Origin of the sequence: Aquiflexum lacus (genome assembly GCF_015476655.1) — a bacterium.
In the GTDB taxonomy this organism is placed as follows: domain Bacteria; phylum Bacteroidota; class Bacteroidia; order Cytophagales; family Cyclobacteriaceae; genus Aquiflexum; species Aquiflexum lacus.
This window is the reverse complement of sequence record NZ_JABFHF010000018.1, coordinates 95,607-119,114: the sequence shown is the minus strand read 5'-3', so window position 1 is coordinate 119,114 and position 23,508 is coordinate 95,607. Positions and strand designations below refer to the sequence as shown.

21 protein-coding genes are annotated in these 23,508 nt (G+C 39.3%); 13 read left to right on the top strand and 8 right to left on the bottom strand.

Features of this window, described 5'->3' with window-relative positions; all coding sequences use genetic code 11:
- Nucleotides 1-5: 5 nt before the first annotated feature.
- A complete protein-coding gene (locus tag HMJ38_RS16335; RefSeq protein WP_194975489.1) occupies nt 6-428 on the bottom strand; it encodes a nucleoside-diphosphate kinase in 423 nt (140 codons plus the stop codon).
- A 192-nt stretch (nt 429-620) separates the two neighbouring features.
- Here HMJ38_RS16335 and HMJ38_RS16330 point away from each other — a divergent pair, with 192 nt between their 5' ends.
- Genes HMJ38_RS16330 through HMJ38_RS16315 form a run of 4 tightly spaced genes read left to right on the top strand, consistent with a single transcriptional unit; the run spans nt 621 to nt 3,690 of the window.
- The gene (locus HMJ38_RS16330) at nt 621-1,661 is read left to right on the top strand and encodes a DHH family phosphoesterase (RefSeq protein WP_194975488.1); all 1,041 of its coding nucleotides are present in this window, start codon (nt 621-623) and stop codon (nt 1,659-1,661) included.
- Nucleotides 1,648-2,586, top strand: a complete 939-nt coding sequence (locus tag HMJ38_RS16325) for an FKBP-type peptidyl-prolyl cis-trans isomerase (protein WP_194975487.1) — start codon at nt 1,648-1,650, stop codon at nt 2,584-2,586. Before HMJ38_RS16330 ends, HMJ38_RS16325 begins: the two co-directional genes overlap by 14 nt.
- A 4-nt stretch (nt 2,587-2,590) precedes the next feature.
- Nucleotides 2,591-3,127 (top strand): FKBP-type peptidyl-prolyl cis-trans isomerase, encoded by a 537-nt coding sequence (locus HMJ38_RS16320; protein WP_194975486.1) that lies wholly within the window; start codon nt 2,591-2,593, stop codon nt 3,125-3,127.
- A gap of 14 nt (nt 3,128-3,141) precedes the next feature.
- Nucleotides 3,142-3,690 (top strand): FKBP-type peptidyl-prolyl cis-trans isomerase, encoded by a 549-nt coding sequence (locus tag HMJ38_RS16315; RefSeq protein WP_194975485.1) that lies wholly within the window; start codon nt 3,142-3,144, stop codon nt 3,688-3,690.
- Nucleotides 3,691-3,718: 28 nt separating this feature from the next.
- On the opposite strand, the gene HMJ38_RS16310 is transcribed toward HMJ38_RS16315, so the two are convergent.
- On the bottom strand, nt 3,719-4,336 hold the full coding sequence (locus HMJ38_RS16310) for a methyltransferase family protein (RefSeq protein ID WP_317174545.1): 618 nt from the start codon (nt 4,334-4,336) through the stop codon (nt 3,719-3,721).
- 109 nt (nt 4,337-4,445) lie between these two features.
- Between HMJ38_RS16310 and HMJ38_RS16305 the strand changes: the two genes are divergently transcribed.
- Both HMJ38_RS16305 and deoC read left to right on the top strand, forming a co-directional pair.
- Entirely contained in the window at nt 4,446-5,681 is a 1,236-nt protein-coding gene (locus HMJ38_RS16305) for an NAD(P)-dependent oxidoreductase (RefSeq protein ID WP_194975483.1), read from the top strand.
- Nucleotides 5,668-6,333 carry a deoxyribose-phosphate aldolase gene (deoC, locus tag HMJ38_RS16300; RefSeq protein ID WP_194975504.1) on the top strand — a complete coding sequence of 222 codons (666 nt, stop codon included), beginning with the start codon at nt 5,668-5,670 and terminating at the stop codon, nt 6,331-6,333. The genes HMJ38_RS16305 and deoC overlap by 14 nt, the downstream gene beginning before the upstream one ends.
- Here deoC and HMJ38_RS16295 read toward each other — a convergent pair.
- Nucleotides 6,297-7,520, bottom strand: a complete 1,224-nt coding sequence (locus tag HMJ38_RS16295) for a Na/Pi symporter (protein ID WP_194975482.1) — start codon at nt 7,518-7,520, stop codon at nt 6,297-6,299. The two genes, deoC and HMJ38_RS16295, sit on opposite strands and share 37 nt — an antisense overlap.
- A 334-nt stretch (nt 7,521-7,854) precedes the next feature.
- Here HMJ38_RS16295 and HMJ38_RS16290 point away from each other — a divergent pair, with 334 nt between their 5' ends.
- From HMJ38_RS16290 to HMJ38_RS16270, 5 genes are all read left to right on the top strand, one after another.
- Nucleotides 7,855-8,985, top strand: coding sequence for a hypothetical protein (locus HMJ38_RS16290; protein WP_194975481.1), 1,131 nt, complete (start codon nt 7,855-7,857; stop codon nt 8,983-8,985).
- A 78-nt stretch (nt 8,986-9,063) separates the two neighbouring features.
- Complete coding sequence (locus HMJ38_RS16285; protein ID WP_194975480.1) at nt 9,064-9,507, top strand: nucleoside deaminase; 444 nt, start codon at nt 9,064-9,066, stop codon at nt 9,505-9,507.
- Nucleotides 9,508-9,610: 103 nt separating this feature from the next.
- The gene (locus HMJ38_RS16280; RefSeq protein ID WP_194975479.1) at nt 9,611-10,213 is read left to right on the top strand and encodes a superoxide dismutase; all 603 of its coding nucleotides are present in this window, start codon (nt 9,611-9,613) and stop codon (nt 10,211-10,213) included.
- Nucleotides 10,214-10,427: 214 nt separating this feature from the next.
- Nucleotides 10,428-12,860: an outer membrane beta-barrel family protein gene (locus HMJ38_RS16275; RefSeq protein WP_194975478.1), complete on the top strand. Its 2,433-nt coding sequence runs from the start codon at nt 10,428-10,430 to the stop codon at nt 12,858-12,860.
- Nucleotides 12,861-13,181: 321 nt separating this feature from the next.
- Entirely contained in the window at nt 13,182-14,504 is a 1,323-nt protein-coding gene (locus HMJ38_RS16270) for a serine hydrolase domain-containing protein (RefSeq protein ID WP_194975477.1), read from the top strand.
- 257 nt (nt 14,505-14,761) lie between these two features.
- Here HMJ38_RS16270 and HMJ38_RS16265 read toward each other — a convergent pair whose 3' ends face one another.
- Both HMJ38_RS16265 and HMJ38_RS16260 read right to left on the bottom strand, forming a co-directional pair.
- Complete coding sequence (locus HMJ38_RS16265; RefSeq protein WP_194975476.1) at nt 14,762-16,456, bottom strand: capsule assembly Wzi family protein; 1,695 nt, start codon at nt 16,454-16,456, stop codon at nt 14,762-14,764.
- A gap of 8 nt (nt 16,457-16,464) precedes the next feature.
- A complete protein-coding gene (locus tag HMJ38_RS16260; protein ID WP_228780099.1) occupies nt 16,465-17,004 on the bottom strand; it encodes a hypothetical protein in 540 nt (179 codons plus the stop codon).
- A 365-nt stretch (nt 17,005-17,369) separates the two neighbouring features.
- On the opposite strand from HMJ38_RS16260, the gene HMJ38_RS16255 reads away from it, so the two are divergent.
- Together HMJ38_RS16255 and HMJ38_RS16250 are read left to right on the top strand one after the other, a co-directional pair.
- Nucleotides 17,370-18,425 carry an aminotransferase class I/II-fold pyridoxal phosphate-dependent enzyme gene (locus HMJ38_RS16255; protein WP_228780098.1) on the top strand — a complete coding sequence of 352 codons (1,056 nt, stop codon included), beginning with the start codon at nt 17,370-17,372 and terminating at the stop codon, nt 18,423-18,425.
- A 120-nt stretch (nt 18,426-18,545) separates the two neighbouring features.
- Nucleotides 18,546-19,787 carry a serine hydrolase gene (locus HMJ38_RS16250; RefSeq protein ID WP_194975475.1) on the top strand — a complete coding sequence of 414 codons (1,242 nt, stop codon included), beginning with the start codon at nt 18,546-18,548 and terminating at the stop codon, nt 19,785-19,787.
- Between the two features lie 33 nt (nt 19,788-19,820).
- Here the strand turns inward: HMJ38_RS16250 and HMJ38_RS16245 are convergent, their stop codons facing one another.
- From HMJ38_RS16245 to guaB, 3 genes are all read right to left on the bottom strand, one after another.
- Nucleotides 19,821-20,558: a 1-(5-phosphoribosyl)-5-[(5-phosphoribosylamino)methylideneamino]imidazole-4-carboxamide isomerase gene (locus HMJ38_RS16245; RefSeq protein ID WP_194975474.1), complete on the bottom strand. Its 738-nt coding sequence runs from the start codon at nt 20,556-20,558 to the stop codon at nt 19,821-19,823.
- Nucleotides 20,559-20,739: 181 nt separating this feature from the next.
- Entirely contained in the window at nt 20,740-21,774 is a 1,035-nt protein-coding gene (locus tag HMJ38_RS16240; RefSeq protein ID WP_194975473.1) for a WD40/YVTN/BNR-like repeat-containing protein, read from the bottom strand.
- 128 nt (nt 21,775-21,902) lie between these two features.
- A complete protein-coding gene (guaB, locus tag HMJ38_RS16235; protein ID WP_194975472.1) occupies nt 21,903-23,381 on the bottom strand; it encodes an IMP dehydrogenase in 1,479 nt (492 codons plus the stop codon).
- Nucleotides 23,382-23,508: the final 127 nt, after the last annotated feature.

Sequence of the window (23,508 nt, the reverse complement as noted above, 5' to 3'; positions counted from 1 at the left end):
ACAGCTTAAGAAACTCTTTCAAGTTGGCTGAAGTAGAAATTACCTTCGATTGCGGCATTTTCATCAGAGTCAGAACCGTGAACAGCATTGGCCTCAATAGAAGTTGCATAAATTTTTCTGATGGTTCCTTCTGCTGCATTGGCAGGATTAGTGGCACCTATCAAAGTCCTGAAGTCTTCAACAGCATTGTCTTTTTCCAAAATGGCAGCAATGATAGGACCGGAAGACATATACTTGCATAAGTCAGCGTAAAAAGGTCTTTCCTTATGTACTTCATAGAATTTACCCGCCAATTCGGGAGTCAACTGCGTTGCTTTCATTGCAACGATTTTAAATCCAGCCTCTTCTATCATTTTCAAAATTGCACCGGAATTGCCTGCACCAAATGCATCAGGCTTGATCATGGTGAATGTTCTGTTACTTGCCATTGTATTTATATTTAGTTCTTGGTTTTATATTAGGCTGCAAAAATAGGTTAATTCAATGAAAGTCCGAATAAAGTACAGAAATTATAGCTTATCTGATTCAAGATTAGTCCTTTATGCTTATTGGGATTTTTCAAAAATTATCCTGACCTTTGCGGACTATGTTCTTTTAGGAGAACTTGCAAATGCAATCAAATGCGAGAATTAGAGTCATTCAAATATAAAATTTCTTCACCCCAAAAAATTGTCATTACAACCCACCACAAGCCTGATGCAGATGCATTGGGTTCTTCTTTGGGTCTGGCTAATTTTTTGAAGAAAAAGGGTCACGAAGTTATTGTAATTACCCCTTCAGATTACCCTTCCTTCCTTCATTGGATGAAAGGCAACGAGGAGGTGATCAATTTCGAAGATAAAACACAGCAGTCCAAAGCGAAGGAGATCATTCGGCAAGCAACCATGATATTCTGTCTGGACTTTTCATGTCCAAAAAGGATGCAGGACATGCAGGATATAGTTGAAAAATCCTCCGCTTACAAGGTAAATATTGACCACCATCAGGATCCAAAAGATTTTACGGATTTCGAATATCTGAGTACCAAAGCAGCAGCGACCTGTGAACTGGTATATGAACTGATTGTAGAATTAGGTGACAGCAAACTGATCGACAAGGACATTGCAGAATGCCTCTACGCAGGTATCATGACCGATACTGGAGGCTTTAGACATCCCAATACCACCAAAAATGTCCATTTAATTACGGCAGAATTGATCGGTATCGGTGCGGATAACTCCAAGATCTCGAGATTGATCTATGATACCAATAGTATAAACAGGTTGAAGTTTATCGGCTTTGCCATTACCAGAAGGCTGGTAATAATGGAAGATCTGAAAACAGCCTTTTTTGCAATCAGTAAAAAAGATCTCAGAAAGTATAATTCCCAAACCGGAGATACAGAAGGACTTGTCAACTACGCACTTTCACTGGATGGCATAAAAATAGCAGCTTTATTTACAGAAAGAGAAGATGGGATAAAAATCTCATTCCGATCCACAGAAGACGTTGCAATCAATAAGTTTGCAGCTTCCCACTTTGATGGAGGAGGACATAAAAATGCCTCAGGCGGCAAATCCGCACTTTCCCTTCAAGAAACAACCGAAAAATTCCAAAAACTCATAAAAGAAAATTATAACATCCTATTTATTCAACCTGAACTCATTCATGAAAAAAATTAAAAGTATCATGTTCTCTGCTGTTTTTTTAGTGACAGCTGCTGGTCTTATGTCCTGCAAAAAAACCGAGACTACGTCAGATGGTATAGAATATACTTACATTAAAGAAGGTTCTCAGAAACCAAAAAATGGGGAGTTTGTCCTATATAATCTGGTAGTGAAGAATGATGAAGATTCTATCTTTATCTCAACATATGACCAAAATATGCCGGGCTACCTCCAGTACAATGATTCTCTTCCAAGAGAAAGCGGCATGGATGAGATTTTCCTAAGTCTTAAAAAAGGTGACAGTATCGCTTTTGAAGCAAACGCCCTAAAAGTATTTGGTGAAATGAATATGCCATTCTTCCTTGATAAGGAGAAAAATGTTAAAATCCAGATCGGTGTGATTGATGTTTTGGATCAGCAAGGCGTAGAAGCTTATTTTACTTCCCTTCAAGAGGCTACTATCAAAAAACAAGCAGAAAGTGCTGTCAAGCAGTTGGAAATAGACACTCAGTTGATAGAAGAATATATCGCTGAAAATAATATTCAAGCCACCAAGACAGAATCAGGTCTTTTTTACGTCATTGAAGAAGCAGGCTCAGGTTCAGAGATTGAAAGTGGTGATACGGCTTATGTACATTATGCTGGATATCTACTTGATGGGACAGTGTTTGACACCAGTATGAAAGAAATAGCACAAGAATCAGGTGTTTACAACGAACAAAGAGACAATGCCGGTGGATACGGACCTTTGGAAGTTGTGGTTGGTCAGGGACGAGTGATACCAGGATGGGATGAAGGTTTAGGTCTGCTCAAACAAGGAGATAAAGCCAAATTTATCATCCCCTCAACATTGGCCTATGGCGATAGAGAAACCGGTGGAGCCATCAAAGCCAACTCTATCCTGATCTTTGACGTTGAGATCACAGATGTACAAAAATAAAATAATGAAAAGGTTAAGCTTAGTATTATTCTCGATTATAATAGCATTCTCATCCTGTATTTCTGACAGTGAAAATGATCAGATCATATTCGAGAGGAATCTCGTTGACATAGAAAATTACCTTGCTGATAATCCGATTACATCTGTAAAAGAATTTAATGACCCAACCACGGGTATAAGGATCTTATGGCAAGAAGTTTCTGAAAGTGGCGAATTGGCAAATATCGGAGATACCCTTTGGGTGGATTATTCTGGCAAATTGCTCAATAATTTTGTCTTTGACACTTCTGTAGATTCGGTAGCGAGACAGAACAACATATTTAATCCCAATAGGGATTATGAACCATTCGTGATGTTGTATGGCTTGACAGGACTGATTGTGGGATTTGAATTTGCCTTGTCCAAAATGGAAGAAGGGGATATTGCAACGGTTCTCATGCCTTCACTTTATGGCTATGGTGGCCAAGGTCAAGGATCAATCCCTCCAAATGCCCCGCTTTTATTTGAGCTAAACTTGTTGGAATTGAGACGTAAAGATTAAAAGGAAAATTATCCATGAAAAAATTCCAATCCATATTGTCTTTTTTGTTTGTTTTTTTGATCAGCATAGCCTGTGAACCGAATAACCCATTTGGTGGGCCGGTCTATGATGTGGAAGGAAACCTTGAAAAAGATAGAATAATCATTGATGAATTTCTTGCAACAGCACAGATTGATAGTATCTATAGATACCATGATCCTACAGGTGTTGTTGTCATCGTCCAAGAAGAAGGTGCGGAAGACAGGCCTGTTCCAGGTAATTTGATCTATACCAATTATATAGGCAGCTTACTCGATGGATCAGTGTTTGACACTAATATCGAAGAAGTGGCCAAAGAGAATAACATTTTTGTGGAAAGCAGAAATTACAGATTATTTCAATTCACATTAGGTTCTTCTGAAGCCATTTCAGGATTTAATTATGGATTTAGAAATCTCAAAAGTGGATCTAAAGCTATTTTAATCATTCCTTCACCATGGGCTTATCGGGACAGCGAAACAAATGAACGCATCCCGCCAAACTCAGTATTGATGTTTGAAGTGGATTTTAGGGGAATGGAATAATTTTCAAAAGCATAAAAAAAGGACCGTATCAAGCGGTCCTTTTTCTTTTATAAGGAATCAGAGAGGGAACTTCTTTTTGATATCGAATATAGGCTTTACCATAAATGGAGATCAGCTTTTTTTCCTCGAAGTATATGCCAAAAGGTAAATAAACTAACAACAAGGCCAAATGAACCAAGGAGGTAGGATAGGGCTGATAAAGAAAATATCCAAAAAAGATCAGTATCAATCCTGCGTAAATCGGATGTCTGATATAGCTGTGAACCCCTTTCGATACTAAATTCCCCTGATCTTCCAAGTCATCATGAGGCGATACGCCGAGAAATTTCTTTCCACTAATATATTTCAAGCTACGCACCAATACAATGGTGCCAAAGGCAGCGCCCATATATCCCAAATAAGTCAAAAAGGGGCTTTTATCAAAAAGAAGGGATTGCGGAATTCCTGCAGCGTAGATCAAAATCACCATTAAATGAAAAAGTGCAAATACAGAATACAGCAGCCTGTACCATATGTATTGTCTGCCCATCATTCCTTTAATTTTTCTTTTTATATTGAGGCTTGCTAAGAATGAATGCAAAAAATAGAATAAAACCCAAAGTATTACCAAAATCAAATACGACATGCTGTTTCTTTTTTTACGAATATCCCAAATCAGACATCAAAATGAAAATTTATCCTCAAGAGTACCTTAGTCACCCATAGGAATAATTAATTTTGATTGTTTTTATTTCCAATTGAATAACCCAAGATACATGAAGATAGGTTTAATAAAAGAAGGAAAAATACCGGCAGATAAACGGGTCCCATTTACCCCGTCTCAATTGGCTGAAATAACAGAAAACTATGCCGGTCAGCTTTCATTTTATGTGGAGTCGAGTGAGATAAGGTGTTTCACGGATTCGGAATACCAAGAGGCAGGTGTCGAGGTGGTAGATGATATTTCTTTTTGTGACCTTCTGATGGGAATTAAGGAAGTTCCTGTTGCCCAATTGATCAATAATAAAACTTACGTATTTTTTTCCCATACCATCAAAAAGCAATCACACAACCGAAAGTTGTTACAGACGATCTTGGAAAAAAACATTACCCTGATGGATTATGAATTACTTAAGGATCAAAAAGGAAATCGGACAGTTGCTTTTGGAAGATGGGCAGGTATCGTTGGGGCGTATAATGGACTTTTGACTTATGGGCAAAAAAGCGGTCTTTTTGACTTGAAGCGTGCATTTGAATGTTTTGACAGGGAAGAAATCAAAAGGGAATTGCATAAAGTTCAGTTACCTCCAATCAAAATAGTGGTGACAGGCACAGGAAGAGTGGCAAAAGGTGCCCTAGAGGTTTTGAATGAAGTGGGAATCAGGTCTGTACCGCAAAAGGATTTTCTGGTCCAATATTTCGATGAACCTGTATACACAATATTAAACGGAAGTGATTACAATCGGCGAAAAACCGACGGAGGCTTTGATAAGGAAGAGTTTTATAATTTCCCTGATAAATACGAAAGCCATTTTCTAAAGTATGCGGAAGTAAGTGATATCCTCATAGCTGCGGCCTATTGGGATCATCGGGCACCAAAACTTTTCCAATTGGAAGATATCAGCTCAGAAGATTTTTCTCTTTCAGTCATTGCTGATATTACTTGTGATATCAATGGTTCTGTACCAACCACATTACGTGTCAGTACCATTGCTGATCCTGTTTTTGATGTTGACAGAGAAAATTTCTCGGAATTACCCGCTTTTGGTAAACAAACGAGCATCTCCGTGATGGCAATAGACAATCTCCCTACAGAACTGCCAAGGGACGCATCAGAAGAGTTCGGAACACAATTGACCGAACATTTTATTCCAGAATTGCTCCAAGATAAGTCAGCGGTTTTGGAAAAAGCCACGATAGCCAAAGATGGCGATTTGACCATCGAGTTTATATATCTGAAAGATTACGTGGATGAAAGGAAAAATACAGAAAAAGATGATGAAGAATATTGAAAGATATATAGAACAGACGGTCCTGAAAGTTCAAACCACTGATTTGGATATAGAAAATCTAGTAAAGGATGCTAAGAATTACGGTTTTATAGGAATATGTGTACCTCCTTTTTGGGTTAAAAAGGCGAAAAGAGAAATCGGTGATTCTGACATTCAATTGGTCAGTGTGGCAGGTTTCCCTTTGGGTTATAATTTGACAGAGACCAAACTTTTCGAAGCGGAGCAGTTGATGAAAAACGGTGCAGATGAAATTGACGTTGTCTGGTCCATTACTGCTTTCAGAGCCGGCATGAACTGGCCGAAGATCGAATTGGCCAGAATGTCTCAATTGTGTCATGACCAAGAAAAAATACTCAAGGTCATCATAGAAACGGCATACCTAGACAGGGAAGAAATCATCAAAGCCTGTGAAATCTGTGCCGATGCAGGAGTGGATTATGTAAAAACCTCCACTGGTTTTGCTCCTGAAGGGGCAAAAGTTGAACATATTTCTCTTATGCGTGAACACCTTCCCAGCAATGTTGGAATCAAGGCAAGCGGTGGAATCAAATCTTTGGAGCAGGCAGTAAGCCTCATCAAAGCCGGTGCAGATAGGCTGGGGACAAGCTCAGGAGTTCAGATCGTAAAAGATTCCAGAAAAACTGATTCATAATTTTTAGCGGAATTATGACTAATTATCTCCGTTTTTGGTGATCTGGAAGTATCGGTATCCGTGTGGGGGGAACTGTCTTTTTTATTGAAATAGATCAACAGGAATGGAACCAGAAAAAATGTCAATAGAATATAAGCAAAACCCACAATTCTGGATCTGACCGATTCTTTGCCAAGGTAAGTGGCAATTTTTACCGGAATATTTCTTATACCGGAATAGGGCATAAAAATCAGTGCTCCTAATAAATTGAACAAGAAGTGGACAATCGCTATACTGATGGCTGCTTCTGTTTTGTAAATGGCTGCAATCGCAGCGGTGATTGTGGTCCCGATATTGGCACCTATGATGAAAGGAAATACTTTGACCAAAGAAACTTTCCTATTTGCTACCGCCGGCACTATCAACGATGTGGTAACTGTACTTGACTGCACAGCGGCAGTAAAAAACATCCCATACAAAAATGCTATATACGGATGTTTGAAAATATGTTTACTGAGATTGTTGTAGTTTTTGGAGACAAAAGTTTGGAAGACGGTGACCGACAAGTATTTAATAGAAACAAAAACCAAAATTACAGCTAATATCAAAGTAACTATGGGACTATTGATAAAATCAACCACCCAATTGGTCAAGGGTCTTGTAAAAAGGATATTGTAAGTATACTCAATATCATAATTCTTATTTTGGTCAAAAAAGGAAGTAGTCAGAAAAATGGCTGATTTACTCAAAAAACCAAAATAGATTTCCAAAGGCAATAATAAAATTACTGTAAGGATATTAAAAATATCGTGCAATACCCCTGCTGAAAGTGCTTTGCGGAACTCCCCTTTTTTCAAAATAAATGAAAAGGCCACCAAGGTACTCGTAATGGTAGTACCTATATTGGCACCCATTACCAAGGGAACTGCCTGAATCAAACTAAGATTGCCCGAAGCCACTACGGCAACTATCATCGCTGTAACGGTAGAACTGCTTTGAATTAAGGCAGTCATCAACAGCCCAACAAATAAGCCTACGAAAGGATTATTGGTAGCCTGAAACAATTCCTCTGCCAGTTGATTATTCATTCGGACCATTGACATGGTAAGCAAATCAATGGAAAACATGAACAGAACAAATGCAATCAGCATCTGAACAAAGGTCAGAACATTGTTTGGCTGTAAAAGGAATTTTTTCAGTTCGGTCATTTATACAAAAACCCCTTGCGCAAAGGGGTTAGATTCCTGTTAAAACAAATGCAAAGTAACTGTAAACCCATTTAATAAGAGCGGTTTTGATATGAAACTTTTGTTAATATTAATATAAAGATCTAGAAATGCCATAATCATTGTTGGAAACTTAAATATTTGCCCAGATTCTTTTTTGGCTATGAAAATTGTATTAATATCAACTTTATGTTTTAAAATCAGCTGTTGGATAAAAATAATGAGAATACCTGGGCTTAACAATTTCTTAATATACAAGCCAAATAATCTTCTTTAAATTTGCACCGGAATTTAAATTTCTTCCACACACCCATTTATGGCCAAACTTAAAGACCAAAACATCAATCAGGACGCTCTTTCCAAAGCGGCCTATTCACTTTTTGATTTTACAAAAAAGGAAAAATCATTTTTATTGGTTGTCTGTATCCTTATTTCGATTGCCGGAGTAATCACACCTTATACTTATTTGGCAATGTGGTTTGGTTTTTTTCTTGCTGCTTATTCAGCTATTGCCAATGACAGTATTCAGACCATAGGAACTTTCATAGCATCCAATCAGACAAGAAAGTGGTACTGGCTATGGCTCTTTATGGGGTTGATTTTTGTTGGAACTGTAACATACAGTTGGTTTACTTATAATGGGGATGTCACCTATCAGCGATTACAAGTTCCTGGATTGGATCGTGCTCCCGAAAACTTTGTTTTCTTACAACTTGCTGCCCCTATTGTGCTCTTGGTAATGACCAGGATGCGGATGCCTGTTTCCACCACGTTCCTGCTATTAAATGTATTCACTTACAAAGCGGGAACAATTGTGGATGTGATGCAAAAATCATTTTTGGGTTATCTTCTGGCCTTCGTCATTGCTATTATTGTTTGGTTCATTCTTGAAAAATTTGTAGAGACCTATTTAAAGGGTGAAGCCAAACCTTATTGGTATTTATTGCAATGGATTACCTCAGGTACTTTATGGGCTGTTTGGATTATGCAGGACGCTGCAAACATTGCGGTCTTCTTACCTAGACAATTGAATGTTTGGGAGTTTTTGGGCTATACGGGATTTGTCTTTCTGGGATTGGGATTTTTGTTTTACATGAAAGGGGATAGGATACAGGGAATTGTCAATGAAAAAACCCGTGTTACGGATGTCAGGGCTGCTACTTTAGTAGATTTTGTTTATGCGATTATTCTATTCTATTTTAAAATGCTCAATAATGTACCAATGAGTACAACTTGGGTTTTTATCGGTTTGCTTGGAGGTAGGGAATTGGCTATAGCATTGGCAAAATCCAAAAAACTAGAAAAAAGAAAAGCACGTCTATTCCGGGCCTTTTACCTTGCCAGAAAAGATTTGTTAAAGGCAACAATCGGACTTTTGGTATCCCTGATTTTGGCTTTAATAATCAATGACGGCGTTAGAGAGGAAGTATTTGACCTATTTAGATAATTGATCGCGAACCTTTATAAAGGCGTAGTTTTTTGAAAAAGACTGCGCCTTTTTATTTTCGGATGCTTATTTTGTAAGATGGATTTATACTCGGACAAATACTTTATGAATGAGGCCATGAAAATGGCCAAAATAGCCTTTGAAGAAGGTGAGATTCCTGTAGGGGCCATTATTGTCTGTAGGAACAAAATCATCGCCCGTGCCTACAACCAAACCGAAAAGCTGACTGATGTAACCGCTCACGCTGAAATTCTGGCAATCACCTCTGCCGAAAATGCCTTAGGTGCAAAATACCTCACCGAGTGTAAAATGTATGTGACGCTAGAACCTTGTGCAATGTGTGCAGGTGCCTGCTTTTGGGCCCAATTGGGAGAAATCCACTATGCAGCCAATGATCCAAAAAGAGGATTTTCAAGGTTAAGCGATAACCTGCTCCATCCCAAAACAAAAGTTCAATCGGGTCTATTGGCAGAAGAATCCAAGCAATTGCTTGATGAATTTTTCAAAAAATTAAGAAACTGAATCCTTTTTGAAGATTTTAGAACCATTTTTCCAGTTTGGTGGTTGCTTAAACGTGACAATCACAGAGAAATTATTTAATGTTTAACCATAAAACTTTATTAAAATGGCTTTTGAACTTCCCAAATTACCTTATGATTTTAATGCGCTTGAGCCGCATATTGATGCAAAAACGATGGAAATCCATCATGGCAAACACCACAATGGCTATGTCACCAATCTGAACAATGCAATAGCAGGTACAGACATGGAAGGCAAAAACCTGGAGGAGTTGATGAAATCAGCAGGTTCGAATGCTGCTGTAAGAAACAATGGTGGAGGACACTTTAACCACAGCCTTTTTTGGACTGTACTTTCCCCTACAGGTGGTGGAAATCCAAGTGGTGACCTTGCCGCAGCTATCAATGCGAAATTCGGCTCTTTGGAATCATTCAAGGAGGAATTTGGAAAAGCAGCAGCTACTAGGTTTGGTTCCGGTTGGGCATGGCTATCTGTAGCCAATGGTGAATTGGTAGTCAGTTCCACCCCAAATCAGGACAATCCTTTGATGGATGTTGCAGAAGTAAAAGGAACACCAATTTTAGGTTTGGATGTTTGGGAACATGCATACTACCTGAATTATCAAAACAGACGACCTGATTATGTTTCAGCTTTCTGGAATGTAGTCAATTGGGACGAGGTGGCAAAAAGATATACTGCTGCCAAATAAATCCCTTTTAATATCATTATAAAAAAGCCTTGGGAGAATTTCTTCCAAGGCTTTTTTGTATCCCAACCGAACGGTTTTTATGTACGATTTTGGAACAGTCCATTTTTGGATAAAAAACATATACAACTGTTTTTCAATTGTTTACAAACATTTTTATGCATTGGCATTTTATTTTCAATAGGTGTGGTACAGTACAATGAAAACTAAACCAACTATGAAAATTTCAACCCAGATTTTTACAATGCTATTCCTGTTCTTTCTAGGAATGAGCAATCTTGCCGCTAAGGAAGTGGCCCATATCACCGGACAGGTCAAAGACCAAAAAGGAGAAATTCTTCCCTTTGTGAATGTAGCATTGGTAGAAGCAGGAAACGGAATATTGTTGACAGGATCAGTAACAGATGAAAGCGGACTGTTCCTGATTGAATCTTCCCGATCAGGCAAGGTCCAATTGGTGATTTCCTCCATAGGATTTGAAACCTTCAAATCGGAAGAATTTGACATCAAACCAGGCTTCTCCAAAGATTTTGGCATCCTGGCAATCCAAGAGGAAGTCGGTAATTTAAATGAGGTCACGGTAAGGTCCACCCGGCCGGAAATTATTGTGGAAGCTGATAAAACCACCATCAATGTGGAAGGCACAGTTATGGCAGAAGGCAATACTGCCTTGGATGTCATCGCAAGGTCTCCGGGCGTATACCTCGATGAAAATGACAATATCAACCTCAATGGTAGATCAGGGGTCACTGTCATGATTAACGACCGTCAGACCTACATGAGTGCCAATGATCTGGTCAATTTCCTCAGAGCCATGCCAGCTGAAAATATCAAAAGCATAGAGATCATCAACAACCCTACTTCTAGATTTGATGCAGAAGGCACCGCAGGAGTCATCAATATCAGGTTAAAGAAAAACAATATTGATGGAATGTTTGGGAATGTTCAACTAGGTGGACTATATAATGGCCTATTTGCACCCAATACAGGTCTTAGCCTAAATGTAAAAAAGGGGAAGTGGACTAACATGGCCAACATCAATTATAGTGAATTCAATTACCACAATGACCTGAATATTAACCGGAATTTTCAGCTCAATGAGGGTGTGTCAAATTTTGATCAGAACAGCAGGATCACTACGAAAAGCCAAAACCTCTTTTTTACAGGAGGGTCAGATTATGAGATCAATGATAACCATAGCGTTGGAGTAAGTCTTCAAGCATCACAAAGAAAGGGAGAAGATGTAGGCAAATCCATGACGGAGATCATCAATCCGGGAACAGATGACCTTATCTTTATCAGATCCCTGAATGATGCTGACTCAAAAAATGACAGAATATTTGGAAATTTCCACTATGTAGGCATCCTGGATTCTTTAGGAACCAAAATCACAACTGATGTGGATTATACCAAAATGCGCTCAAACAGTACTGCCCTTTTGACCAACAACAATTGGATCAATGACCTGGAAGATCAATCTAGCAGGGACTATATACTGACCTTGAACGAAATGGATTACAGCATTTTGACTGCAAAGGCTGATTTCACCAAGCCTTTTGGCAAAGGACGTGTATTGGAAACTGGAGTGAAGGGTAGTTGGGTAAATTCAGACAATGTACTCGATCTTAGCAAGGCGGTAGAAGAAGAACCTTTTGCACCGGACCCTAATAGCAACCATTTCATCTATGAAGAAAATGTGCTGGCTGCCTATGCTACTTATAAGAGCAAGTTTTCCGAAAAAGTAAGTTTCCAAGCAGGATTGAGAACAGAATATTCAGATATTACCGGAACCTCGATCACCTTGGACAGGGTGGACAAACAAAATTACATTGACCTGTTCCCAAGCTTCTTTGTACAGCAGCAAGTGACAAAAGACTATCAGATCATTTACAATGCCAACAGAAGGATTGCTAGGCCAAATTACAGGCTTCTGAATCCATTTGTATATTATATTGATCCACTTACCACCGAACAAGGAAATCCCAATCTAAGACCACAATATGCAAATAACCTGGAGATGAACCATGTCATCAAAGGTTCCTATCAGTTTACTTTGGGTTATTCCTTGACCAATGATGTATTTCAGCAGATCTTCACACAGGATGAAGAATCCCGAACCACAACTACATACACCGCCAACCTCGACAAATCCCAAAACTGGAATTTCAGGGCGATGATCCCTGTAGAAATTACACCTTGGTGGAATACCAGCAACATGATCCAAGTAAACAACTCCAAGTGGAAATCAATGATCGGAGATGCCCTACTTGATGTTTCTCAGACATCTTTGACCTTGAGGTCACAGCATACCATCAATTTGCCCGCAGGATTTAAGGCCGAAGTAATGGGGATGTACATTGGCCCATCTCAATATGGACAAGCTTCGATAAAAGGCTTTGCATGGGTGGATGCAGGACTGACCAAATCCATCATGAAAGAAAAAATGACCTTGACCCTCAATGGCACAGATTTATTCAGGAGTCAATATATCCGCGCAGCTGTTCAATTTGATAACATTGATACCAGGTTTGAACAATATAGAAACACCCAAGGGCTGAGGTTTACAATTAGATATAAATTTGCCCAAGGAGAAAGCTTCAGGGTTTCCAACAGAAGTGGTAGCACAGAAGAAAGAAACAGACTAGATTAATTTTCCAGGGAGTGGCATTTCAAGAAACTTGAAATGCCACTCCCTGGAAAATTATTGATTGATAATTTAAATTTTGATGAGCCACCAAGAAACAGGTAGCCATCTACTGGCATGAAAGCAGATTATCGGTATCTAAATTTAAATATACCGATTAGAAGGAAAAATTGTCAGTAGGAATCAGCCCATTCATTAGGAAATGCAAATCTTTAACAGGCTTTATCCGAAAAATTGGCTGGTCGGATTAGATATTTATCTTTCTGGCATTTCAATTGTCATTTAATAATTTCTTTAATTTTATTGTCAAAATATTTCCCTCAAGAAATGAAAAAGATTTTATCAATCATTTTAATAAGCTTCCTTACTGTGGCTGTTTCAGCCCAAGAGTTTGATCATGAAAAATTGGATAGTTATTTTGAAACTTTGGCCTCCAATGATAAGTTGATGGGAAGCATCACAATGGCCAATAATGGAAAAATCATTTATCAAAAGGCTTTTGGCTTTGCAGACATAGAACTCCAAACACCCTTAAGCAACGATAGCCGGTTTAGGGTAGGATCCATCACAAAAATGTTTACTGCTGCGCTTATTTTTAAGGCAATTGAGGAAGGGAAAATAAAATTGGATCAAAAAATTGACATCTTTTTTCCGGAGGTGGAAAATTCTGAATTAATCAGCATCAGTCATCTGATGAACCATAGAAGTGGAATTCATAGCTTCACCTCAAATTCAGATTATTTGACCTGGCATACCACACCAAAATCAAGAAAAAGCCTCTATAGTATCATCATTGATGGAGGAAGCGATTTTGATCCTGACAGTAAAGCCGATTATAGCAATTCCAATTATGTGTTATTGACTTGGATTTTGGAAGACATTTATGAGGTTGATTATTCGAATTTGTTAGCGAAGTACATCACTAAACCACTGAAATTAGATAACACCTATATCGGCATAAAAACTTCCCCTGCGGACAATGAAGCTTTTTCTTATAAGTACTCGGGTGAATGGGTAAAGGAAGCAGATACAGATATGAGTATTCCTTTGGGCGCAGGAGCTATTGTCTCCACAACAGGTGACCTGACAAAATTTATTGAAGGACTATTCGAAGGGAAAATTATCTCACCGAATAGCTTAGAACAAATGCAGGAAATGAAAGATAACTTTGGAAGAGGTATGTTCAGAATACCTTTTTATGATAAGTTCTCCTATGGACATACAGGTGGGATAGATGAATTCAAATCAATGCTTGGGTATTTTCCTGAGGAAAATTTCAGCATGGCCATGTGTGTAAACGGAAGTGTCATTGACACTAATCAAGCGGCGATAGCGGCATTAAGTGCTTATTTTGGAAAAGATTATGAAATACCTGAATTCAAAAATATTTCTCTAACATCCGAGGAACTTGACAGCTATTTGGGAATATACAGCAGCCCAAATTTCCCTTTAAAAATTACCATTACAAAAGAAAACAAATCATTAGTAGGGCAAGCCACAGGACAACCTCCTTTCACATTAAATGCAGAAGGAGATCATATTTTCAGTTTTTTCCAAGCTGGACTTACACTGATATTCAATCCTGATAATGATGAAATGACCCTAAAACAAGGAGCAGGTGAATTTATCCTCAAAAGGACTAAGGATTGATTTGGTTAGTTTTCTTGGATTTTTTTTGCTTGGGTTGAAACCTCAATCCACATTCCAGGCTTGACATTGCTACGTCGCACAAAGGCTTATTCAAAACCAATCAAAGAATATCATGTGTTCCTCCTGCCAAGGGAAGGCAGGCGCAATGACAACAAACCGCATCTTCCGTCTTCAGTCTCCCGTCTTCCGTCTTTTTTAAACATCGGTCATCTGTCATCCGACATCGTCATCATCCCAACTTCCTACTTCCCTCCTTCCTACTTCAATATATAGCTCACCCCAAAATTAGCTACGATGTTCTTTTTATCCAGTCCCGGAACAAAATAAATATCAGGTACATTTTCAAGATACCATTTATAGTTGAGGGTGTTAACCATTTGTAGCTTGGCATTTAATAATAGGTTTCCAAACCGCCAATCTGTAATTAAAGATGGCACCAAATCCACATACTTGTTCCTCCAATCTTTGGAAGCTTCGTATCTGAAATAATAGAAATCATTGTTGTACACGATCCGTTCAAAATGGAATGCTACCCTATTGAAGTCTTTTACCCAAGCGATCTCTGCCCAGTTGACATTGGCTGCGGGACCGTAGCCCATCCCGAGTACCTGACCCTGATGGGTATATCCATGGCGGACATGATTGTGGATATACCAAGTATCCAAGTCTCGGATACTTTGTCTGATGGTCTGCCCGGTTTGTGTCATTTCAGCACTGAATTGAATAAATTGATTTTCCCCCTTTAAGGGCATTAGATTGGAAAATCCAAAAGTAAACCCTCTGTTTCTTTCAGGCGTAATCATGAAATCCATCAACCTCCTACTATTGCCATTGGTGCCATATTCTCCGTAAAATTCAAAATGTCCTTCAGCACTCATCCATCTAAAAAATCCTGAGCTGAATTGCTGTCTCCTATTTCTCACCGGATTAAATACGTTGCTGAGCCTTTTTTCTCCATTGAATATTGGGAGGTAATCGTCAAATCGGTCCATGTCTGACTGATACATGTGATTGACAGAAGCATAGCCCAAAGACAATCCCGGAATCCACTTGGGCTGATAAGATATAATCAACCCTGAGATATACCTGTTTCCATCCTCTCTTTTTGGAAAGTAGACAAAATTGTTCTGAAATATATAATCTGAATGTGGATGAAGGAAATCGGTACTTCTCAAAAACCCGGAAATCACCTGACCTTCAAAACTCCCTATCTTAGTTTCTATTGGTTTTTGCGTATTTAAAGTAAAATGCAGAAATCCAGGTGCATTGTTGCTCATGATGAGAGATGTTCTTTTTCCCGGTCCCCACCATAAATTTTCAGTTGATAGCCCAAATGAAACGCCGTTATGGTTAAAGCGAATACTTGACTGTCCTCCCAGTAGCCGGATATAAGCTGCTGTTCCAAACCTTTCCGGCATATCGATCCGGTTGAGGTACTCGTAATAATACAAAATGGTAGATTGATGTTCTATTGGAAAACCTTGGAATTCTCTATTTTCGGCAATAATGATTTCAGGTTGGAGCTGAATACTGAGTTTCCCATATTGCGCAAAAACTCCGGCACTGATCACATTCTGCATTCCTCTGTTTGGAATCATGGCCCCATTGTTCTGGCCAAAGGCATAATGTGAATTGTACTGGAACCTATTGGTGAAGGGTAATGCTAGAATTTTGACCTTTTCTTTCTCGTCCAAAAATCCATAAAACTCTGAATTCTCAAAATCTGCAAATGAACCATCAAGATCGAATCCAATTTCTTTGTCAAAAGCATAGACTGGGTATAATGGACGAATATTAAAAGAGGTTTTGTTACTCAATTCACCAAGCAACTGCATTCTCCTCATATATTCATCCAAGACAGGGGATCCGACCGGTACTGTTTGCGCAAGGGCCGCCGAAGTTGCCAGAATAAGGAGAAATACTGAGATTAATAACTTTCGGATTGTCTTCATAACCAACATCATTGCACCACAAAAGTTGACAATTCAATTTTTCCCACTGACCAGCTTTCATCACATTTGGGATCAGGGCTATTGGTCTGTACCAGTTCATCACCCAATGTAAGTTTTACACTGGGGCCTTCATGTTTAATCAATCTGGTAACTCGGTACTTTGTAGTACCGTTGGGTGTTCCCCTCAAATGACAAAGACCGGGAAGAATTGTTTGGATAGCACCTTCTTTGGGTAAATTTTGCCTAAAATAATCATGTGGATAGGATTGCCTGATACAGTATGTGGATTCACAGGGACTGTTGGAAAATGTAGTTCTCATGACTTCCTCCCCATCTACTTTCATAAACCAAAAATCAGGACCACTGAAGCCTTCGTCCAGATTGCCATCCCAACTGTCATGGATTAATAGCTCAATGGTCACCCTCACCACATTATGATAAGGAAGGCCTGGTATGGTCACAGATACTTCCTCATTGTTATAATTTCCCAAGATCGTATCATTCTGAAAAACAAAAAGTCTCCCATTTTCAAAATTGTGCAGGTCCATTTTTGAAAAATCGTTTGAATAAATATTTTCAAAGCTTTCACATCCACAAAGGGTATCTTGACAGGAATTTAATGTCAGCGATACAAATAATAAAATGAGTACAAAAGGGTGATAATGCTTAAACCGAAAGGACATGTGGGAATAAATGAAATCAACTTGATGCAATAAATCCGGTAAGGGAACCATCTGGAATACAAATAAATGAAAATTAAACCGAAAATGGATATTCTTTGAAGAGTTTGTATTTTTCATTCACCCCTGTCTCTTTTAATTGCTAGGTGAAATTGCTTTTCTTTATTTACTTTTGATGCTTCCAATCCCGGGAAAAATTACCTTTTTAAAGCAAAGTCAAAAAGTCTTAACTCATGATCAGTCCCCTTGAGCTTCAATCCAAAATAGACAGAACGGTCAACTATCAGGGATCAGAATACCTGTTTTTCAGTGGGACGGCTTATTTGGGGATGGGTAATGTTCCAGAATTTGAAAAATTGATCATAGGCAGCATTACCAAATATGGCATCAGCCACGGACTCAGCAGGATCAACAATATCAGGCTGCATGCTTACCATCAATTTGAAACTTTCTTTGCTGAAAAGGCCGGGGCAGAAAAATCCCTGGTTTGGAGTAGTGGCTTTCTGGCGGGAATGGCAGCAGTACAGTTTTTATCCAAGCATGCAGACCATGTATTTGTTGCCCCCGATACCCATCCTGCCATTTTACCGCATGGTATAAACACAGATCCTTTTTTAGATCATATCACCTGGGCAGAATCCTGCATAAAGAAAAGTGAGGAATTGCCCAATTCAAAAATCCTGATTTTGGCCAATGCAGTAGATCCTTTAATACCGACAGTCCATCAGTTTGATTGGATCAAAAACCTTCCTGATAGACATGATTATACTTTACTCATAGATGATAGCCATGCTTTTGGAGTATTGGGAAAAGGAATCTACGGGACCTACAGCCAATGGAAACATTTGCCTGTCAGGTTGTTGGTATCAGGATCCTTGAATAAAGGGTTGTCTCTGCCTGCGGGGATATTACTTGGCGATGCTGCAACGATAGATGAAATTGCCGGAACAAATATCTTCAGGTCTTCATCTCCTCCGGCACCGGGATATTTACAGGCTTTTCTTCAAGCAGAGTACCTCTATCAAAGTCAGCAACAAAAACTCAAAGAAAATATCAGACTCTTTCAGAATTTGACCAACAGTTTAAATGTTTTCAATTTTGTAGAAGGTTATCCTATATTTTCATTTCCAGATCAATCATGGTCAGAAAAGTTGTTTCAGTCAGGTATTATTGTTTCCTCTTTCCCTTATCCAAACCCTTTCGATCCATTAGCCAACAGAATTGTAGTTTCTGCTACTCACCATCCCGAAGACCTGATCCAGTTGCATAAAGTAATTTCTGGTTTGTGAGAATGAAGGGATTTGATTTAATTGGTTAGAATTTTAGTAATTCCGCAAGTAGAAATAAATTCTGACACTGGTTTAATATCTTTAAATTTCTAGTATCAAATAATATCTAAATTTCATCTAATGTCTCTCAAAACCAATTTCTTTAGCATCTTACTTTGCCTCTCTATTCTTATATCCTGCCAAACGAAAGACCAAAAACCTTTTGAAGATATCCCTGATACCTATCCTGTTCTGAAAAAGGTGCTTCAAAATCCTGATGAATATCAAGTTCAGATTGTCTATACCCAGATCGATAGAGATGAAAACAATGTGCCCTCTTTCCGGGATTTCGATTTCAGACTTGATGACGACAAATATTTTTATCCTGCCAGTACGGTCAAATTACCTGTGGCCATATTGGCTTTGGAGTGGCTTGGTGAACAGGATATTTATGGACTAACGGCGAAAAGTGTGATGCTGACCGATTCGGTCCGTCCATCGCAATTGCCCGCTGATAATGACAGCAGCGCTCTGACCTTGCTGCCCAGTATCTCGCATTACATCAAGAAAATCTTGCTGGTCAGTGACAATGATGCTTACAACCGACTCTATGAACTTTTAGGTCAGGATTATATCAATTCAAAAATGCAGGAAAAAGGCATGAACCATACAGCAATCAACCACAGATTGAGCATGCCGATGAGTGAAGAAGAAAACAGGTACTTTAATCCTGTTAGTTTCCTGAATGAGGAAGGTAAGGTCATTCTTGAAATACCCGAAAGAAAAACCGATAATATCTATTCAAACCTTGATCATCCCAAAATCGGAAAAGCGTATTTCAGCAAAGGGGAATTGATTGAAGAACCGATGGACTTTACATTTAAAAATAAATTTGCCCTCTCGGATTTCCATGGGGTAGTCCAAAGGATTGTATTTCCTGAGAAATTCGCCTCAAATGAGAGATTCAATATATCAGAAGAGGACCGAAACTTTATACTCCAATACATGTCCATGCTGCCCGGCGAGAGCGATTATCCCAAATATTATCTTCCTGAATACTATGACAGCTATTCCAAGTTTTTCAAGTTCGGTACCGACAAAAACCCAATTCCAGCACAATTCAGGATTTTCAACAAAACTGGCAATGCATACGGACATTTATTGGATGGATCCTATTTTGTGGACTTTGAAGAAGGCATTGAGTTTTTGGTGACTGCGGTTATCTACACCAATGCCAACAAAACGCTGAATGACGATACCTATGAATATGAAGAAATTGCTTTTCCTTTCTTCGCAGAATTGGGGGAATATCTGTATCAGTTGGAGTTGAAAAGGGAAAAAGAAAGGAAACCAGTCCTATCTAAATTAAAAATGGAATATTGAAATATCATAAAAAAAGCTGGTAAATAACCAGCTTTATACATTTTCTGCCATAAACTTATCCAAATCCTCCAGACTGATTAAGTTTTCATAATAAGCCCTTCCAAAGACCACTGCGGTAACACCCATATCCTTAAGTTTTTTGAAGTCATCAATGCTCCTGACACCACCGCTTGCAGCCAAGTGAATCCCGGGAAATTTGCCAACGATTTTTTGGTATAGTTCAAAATTCGGACCTTCCATTACGCCATCTCTAGTTACGTCTGATACCTTCAGGTATTTGAGACCTCTTTCATAGAATAACTCAATATGATCAAAAAGATCAATTTCAGTTTTTTTCAGCCATCCTCTGGTTTTGATTTTCAAATCGGAGGGATTGGTATCCGCGGCAAGGATAATTTTTTCCCTTCCATAGGAGACAAGCCATTGAGAAAATCTTTCAGGAAAAGATGCCGCAACTGAAGCAGCTGTGATGGTTTTCGCCCCAAATTCGAATGCCTTGAGCACATCACCATCTGTTGAGATTCCTCCCGTAAAGTCAACTGTCAAATCTGTATAACCGGCTATGGCTTCCAAGATATGGTAATTTTTAGGTTCTCCTCGCCTTGCACCATCCAAATCAACCAAATGCAGCCACTTGATACCATGGTCCTCAAATGCCTTTGCTATTTCCAAAGGATTGTTGGAAATCACTTCCTGGGTTGCAAAATCACCCCTTTTTAAACGGACACACTTACCGTTGATAAGGTATATAGATGGGATAATATCAAACATAGTTGTATAATTCAATAGGTTTAAAAAGGATTTCTAAAGTTATGGGATTAGATCAGAATCTGGATTTAAATTATTTACTGATCGGATTTAAAGATAATACAAGATAGGAGAATTTGACAAGCCTCCCCCAAAATGTTTGGTAAATTTACCGCTCACCACTACCAAAAAAGAATTCGAAATATCAATAAGCCAGTTTTGCAACAGTACCATTGCTGCCTGAGGCCCAAACCGATGTGCTTGTTTTATCCATTTTGACCGCATGATAACCCTCATCTGAAAATCTGACCCAATTCTCGCCTCCATCTTTGGAAAAATCAGATCCATTGGGACCAACACAGATCAGCCAATGAAATCTCTGAAAATACTGAACCCCAGACCTGAATCCTGAAGGTGCTTGTCCTTCGCCTAAGCGCCAGGTTTTTCCGTCATCCACGGAAATGACAAAGTTTTTGCCCACTCCATCTATTTCAAGAAAATCACCTCCTACACCTACCATTACCTGACCTCCGATTTTTGCCAATGAAAATATCCCTTGGGAATCTTTATCCTGAATGATGGGAGTGTCATAAGTATTCCAATGGTAACCATTATCTGAGGAATGGTAAATCTTGCTGGCATTGCCGGCACTAGCAAACCAAATGTTGTCATAATCCACCAAAATGCCAGAACCGCTCGCAGCAAATGAGCCTCCGCCTTTTGGTCCATCGGGAGACAATTCCAACACCCTCCAGGTATCACCCTCATCCTTTGTCTCAATTAATGCCCATTTGCCATTTACCACATCACCAACCACGTAGCCCTTGTTATGGATAAAATCCATCCCATCAAAAAAATCCTCATCGGATCCTTGAAATTTTTTCTCCCAATTATTTCCTCCATTATTTGTTTTGTAAATCACCGCAGGCTGACCAGCTGAAAGGACTATTGCAGTATTCGCGTCTATTGCCTCAATATCCCTAAAATCGACCGTATCCAATCCCGCAACAACCCCTGATTCCCATGTTTCTCCTCCGTTGAGTGTTCTCAGCCAAGTTCCGTTAGAACCACTGGCCCAAACAATCTGATCTGTCAAAGGAGATAAACCCCTAAGAGATGCTTTGGTTGGCGTATCCAACTTTTGCCAGCCGGATGGAATTTCGGGGATCTTAGTTTTTTTTTCTTCATTACAAGAAAAAAAACTGATCATGAAGAAAAGGGAAAACAGGTATTTGGCCATATTACTTTATTATTTTAAAATTAACCCAGATCATATCAAAGTTCGTCTTTTTCAATTAAATAATCAGGGTTAAAACAAAAAAAGCGACAAGTTGACTTATCGCTTTTTTATTTCATGGGATCATAAAATTACATTTTGGCAGAATAATTAGGCGCTTCCCTTGTGATGCTGACATCATGAGGGTGTGATTCTTTGACACCGGCAGCGGTAATTTTTACAAATTTACCGTCTCTTTGAAGGTCTTCAATGGTTTTGGTGCCGCAGTAACCCATACCGGCCTGTAACCCTCCTACCAATTGGTACAAAACTTCTGAGACAAGACCTTTGTAGGCAACCCTTCCGACAATACCTTCCGGAACAAGTTTTTTGATGTTGTCTTCAGCATCTTGGAAATACCTGTCTTTAGATCCGGATTCCATGGCTTCCAAAGAACCCATGCCTCTATAGGACTTGAATTTTCTTCCTTCGAAAATGATCATTTCTCCCGGTGCTTCTTCTGTTCCTGCCAAAAGCGAACCGATCATGATAGATCCCGCCCCTGCAGCAATGGCCTTGACCAAATCGCCGGAATAGCGGATACCACCATCTGCTATGACTGGAACATTCTTTCCTTTGAGGGCTTCGGCACATTCAAAAACCGCAGAAAGCTGTGGAACCCCCACACCTGCAATCACCCTGGTGGTACATATACTCCCAGGACCCACTCCGACTTTTACAGCATCCGCGCCGGCATCTGCCAATGCCAAAGCAGCCTCGGGCGTGGCAATATTTCCTACAATTACATCTAGCTCGGGAAAAGCATCTTTGATTTTCCTGCAGGTTTCGATTACACCCTTAGAATGTCCATGGGCGGTGTCGATAGAAACGACATCTACTCCTGCATTTTTGAGGGCTTCAACTCTTTCTACAATATCTGCCGTGACACCAACTGCTGCCCCAACCCGCAATCTTCCAAATTCATCCTTGCATGCAAAAGGTTTATCCCTTCTTTTAAGTATATCCTTGTAAGTGATCAGCCCTGTCAGTTTATTTTCATCATCGACAATGGGTAATTTTTCGATTTTATATTCCTGAAGGATTTCCTCTGCCTGCTCCAAAGAAATTCCTGCTTTGGCAGTAATCAGATTCTCTTTGGTCATAATGTCCATGATTTTCACATGGGGATCTTTAATGAAGCGTAGGTCTCTGTTGGTGATGATACCCTTCAGCGTCCTTTGATTATCAACCACGGGAATACCTCCGATATGAAATTCACGCATAATGGCTTCGGCATCTCTTACTTTAGCACTGATGTCCAATGTAATGGGATCTAAAATCATCCCTGCCTGAGAACGCTTCACCTTCCTTACTTGGGCAGCCTGCTTCTCAATGGACATGTTCTTGTGAATAAAGCCAATGCCGCCCTCCAAGGCAATGGCTATGGCCAATTCAGCTTCTGTAACCGTATCCATAGCCGCAGAAGCCAAAGGAATATTCAGCCTGATGTTTTTGGTAAGTTGAGTGGAAGTGTTGGTGTCGCGCGGTAGGACTTCTGAGTATCCCGGGACAAGAAGCACATCGTCGTAGGTGAGTGCTTCAAAGAGGAATTTATCGTTATTTCGATTCATAGCAAATATTGGTTAGGTAACCCTATTTGCCCGTCAAAGATACACACAATTTCTATTGGCAATCAAACCGATGTCAAATAAAATTCAAGTTTCATACAAATTTCATCTGGAAAAGGGAATTTTCTTT

What these genes read in the sequence shown, in the direction of transcription:
- HMJ38_RS16305 (WP_194975483.1), top strand. Translation starts at nt 4,446, where the DNA reads ATGAAGATAGGTTTAATAAAAGAAGGAAAAATACCGGCAGATAAACGG.
- HMJ38_RS16330 (WP_194975488.1), top strand. Translation starts at nt 621, where the DNA reads ATGCGAGAATTAGAGTCATTCAAATATAAAATTTCTTCACCCCAAAAA.
- HMJ38_RS16260 (WP_228780099.1), bottom strand. Translation starts at nt 17,004, where the DNA reads ATGGACCTGCACAATTTTGAAAATGGGAGACTTTTTGTTTTTCAGAAT.
- HMJ38_RS16275 (WP_194975478.1), top strand. Translation starts at nt 10,428, where the DNA reads ATGAAAATTTCAACCCAGATTTTTACAATGCTATTCCTGTTCTTTCTA.
- HMJ38_RS16290 (WP_194975481.1), top strand. Translation starts at nt 7,855, where the DNA reads ATGGCCAAACTTAAAGACCAAAACATCAATCAGGACGCTCTTTCCAAA.
- HMJ38_RS16240 (WP_194975473.1), bottom strand. Translation starts at nt 21,774, where the DNA reads ATGGCCAAATACCTGTTTTCCCTTTTCTTCATGATCAGTTTTTTTTCT.
- HMJ38_RS16325 (WP_194975487.1), top strand. Translation starts at nt 1,648, where the DNA reads ATGAAAAAAATTAAAAGTATCATGTTCTCTGCTGTTTTTTTAGTGACA.
- HMJ38_RS16320 (WP_194975486.1), top strand. Translation starts at nt 2,591, where the DNA reads ATGAAAAGGTTAAGCTTAGTATTATTCTCGATTATAATAGCATTCTCA.
- HMJ38_RS16295 (WP_194975482.1), bottom strand. Translation starts at nt 7,520, where the DNA reads ATGACCGAACTGAAAAAATTCCTTTTACAGCCAAACAATGTTCTGACC.
- deoC (WP_194975504.1), top strand. Translation starts at nt 5,668, where the DNA reads ATGAAGAATATTGAAAGATATATAGAACAGACGGTCCTGAAAGTTCAA.
- HMJ38_RS16335 (WP_194975489.1), bottom strand. Translation starts at nt 428, where the DNA reads ATGGCAAGTAACAGAACATTCACCATGATCAAGCCTGATGCATTTGGT.
- HMJ38_RS16245 (WP_194975474.1), bottom strand. Translation starts at nt 20,558, where the DNA reads ATGTTTGATATTATCCCATCTATATACCTTATCAACGGTAAGTGTGTC.
- guaB (WP_194975472.1), bottom strand. Translation starts at nt 23,381, where the DNA reads ATGAATCGAAATAACGATAAATTCCTCTTTGAAGCACTCACCTACGAC.
- HMJ38_RS16265 (WP_194975476.1), bottom strand. Translation starts at nt 16,456, where the DNA reads ATGAAGACAATCCGAAAGTTATTAATCTCAGTATTTCTCCTTATTCTG.
- HMJ38_RS16255 (WP_228780098.1), top strand. Translation starts at nt 17,370, where the DNA reads ATGATCAGTCCCCTTGAGCTTCAATCCAAAATAGACAGAACGGTCAAC.
- HMJ38_RS16315 (WP_194975485.1), top strand. Translation starts at nt 3,142, where the DNA reads ATGAAAAAATTCCAATCCATATTGTCTTTTTTGTTTGTTTTTTTGATC.
- HMJ38_RS16285 (WP_194975480.1), top strand. Translation starts at nt 9,064, where the DNA reads ATGGATTTATACTCGGACAAATACTTTATGAATGAGGCCATGAAAATG.
- HMJ38_RS16280 (WP_194975479.1), top strand. Translation starts at nt 9,611, where the DNA reads ATGGCTTTTGAACTTCCCAAATTACCTTATGATTTTAATGCGCTTGAG.
- HMJ38_RS16270 (WP_194975477.1), top strand. Translation starts at nt 13,182, where the DNA reads ATGAAAAAGATTTTATCAATCATTTTAATAAGCTTCCTTACTGTGGCT.
- HMJ38_RS16250 (WP_194975475.1), top strand. Translation starts at nt 18,546, where the DNA reads ATGTCTCTCAAAACCAATTTCTTTAGCATCTTACTTTGCCTCTCTATT.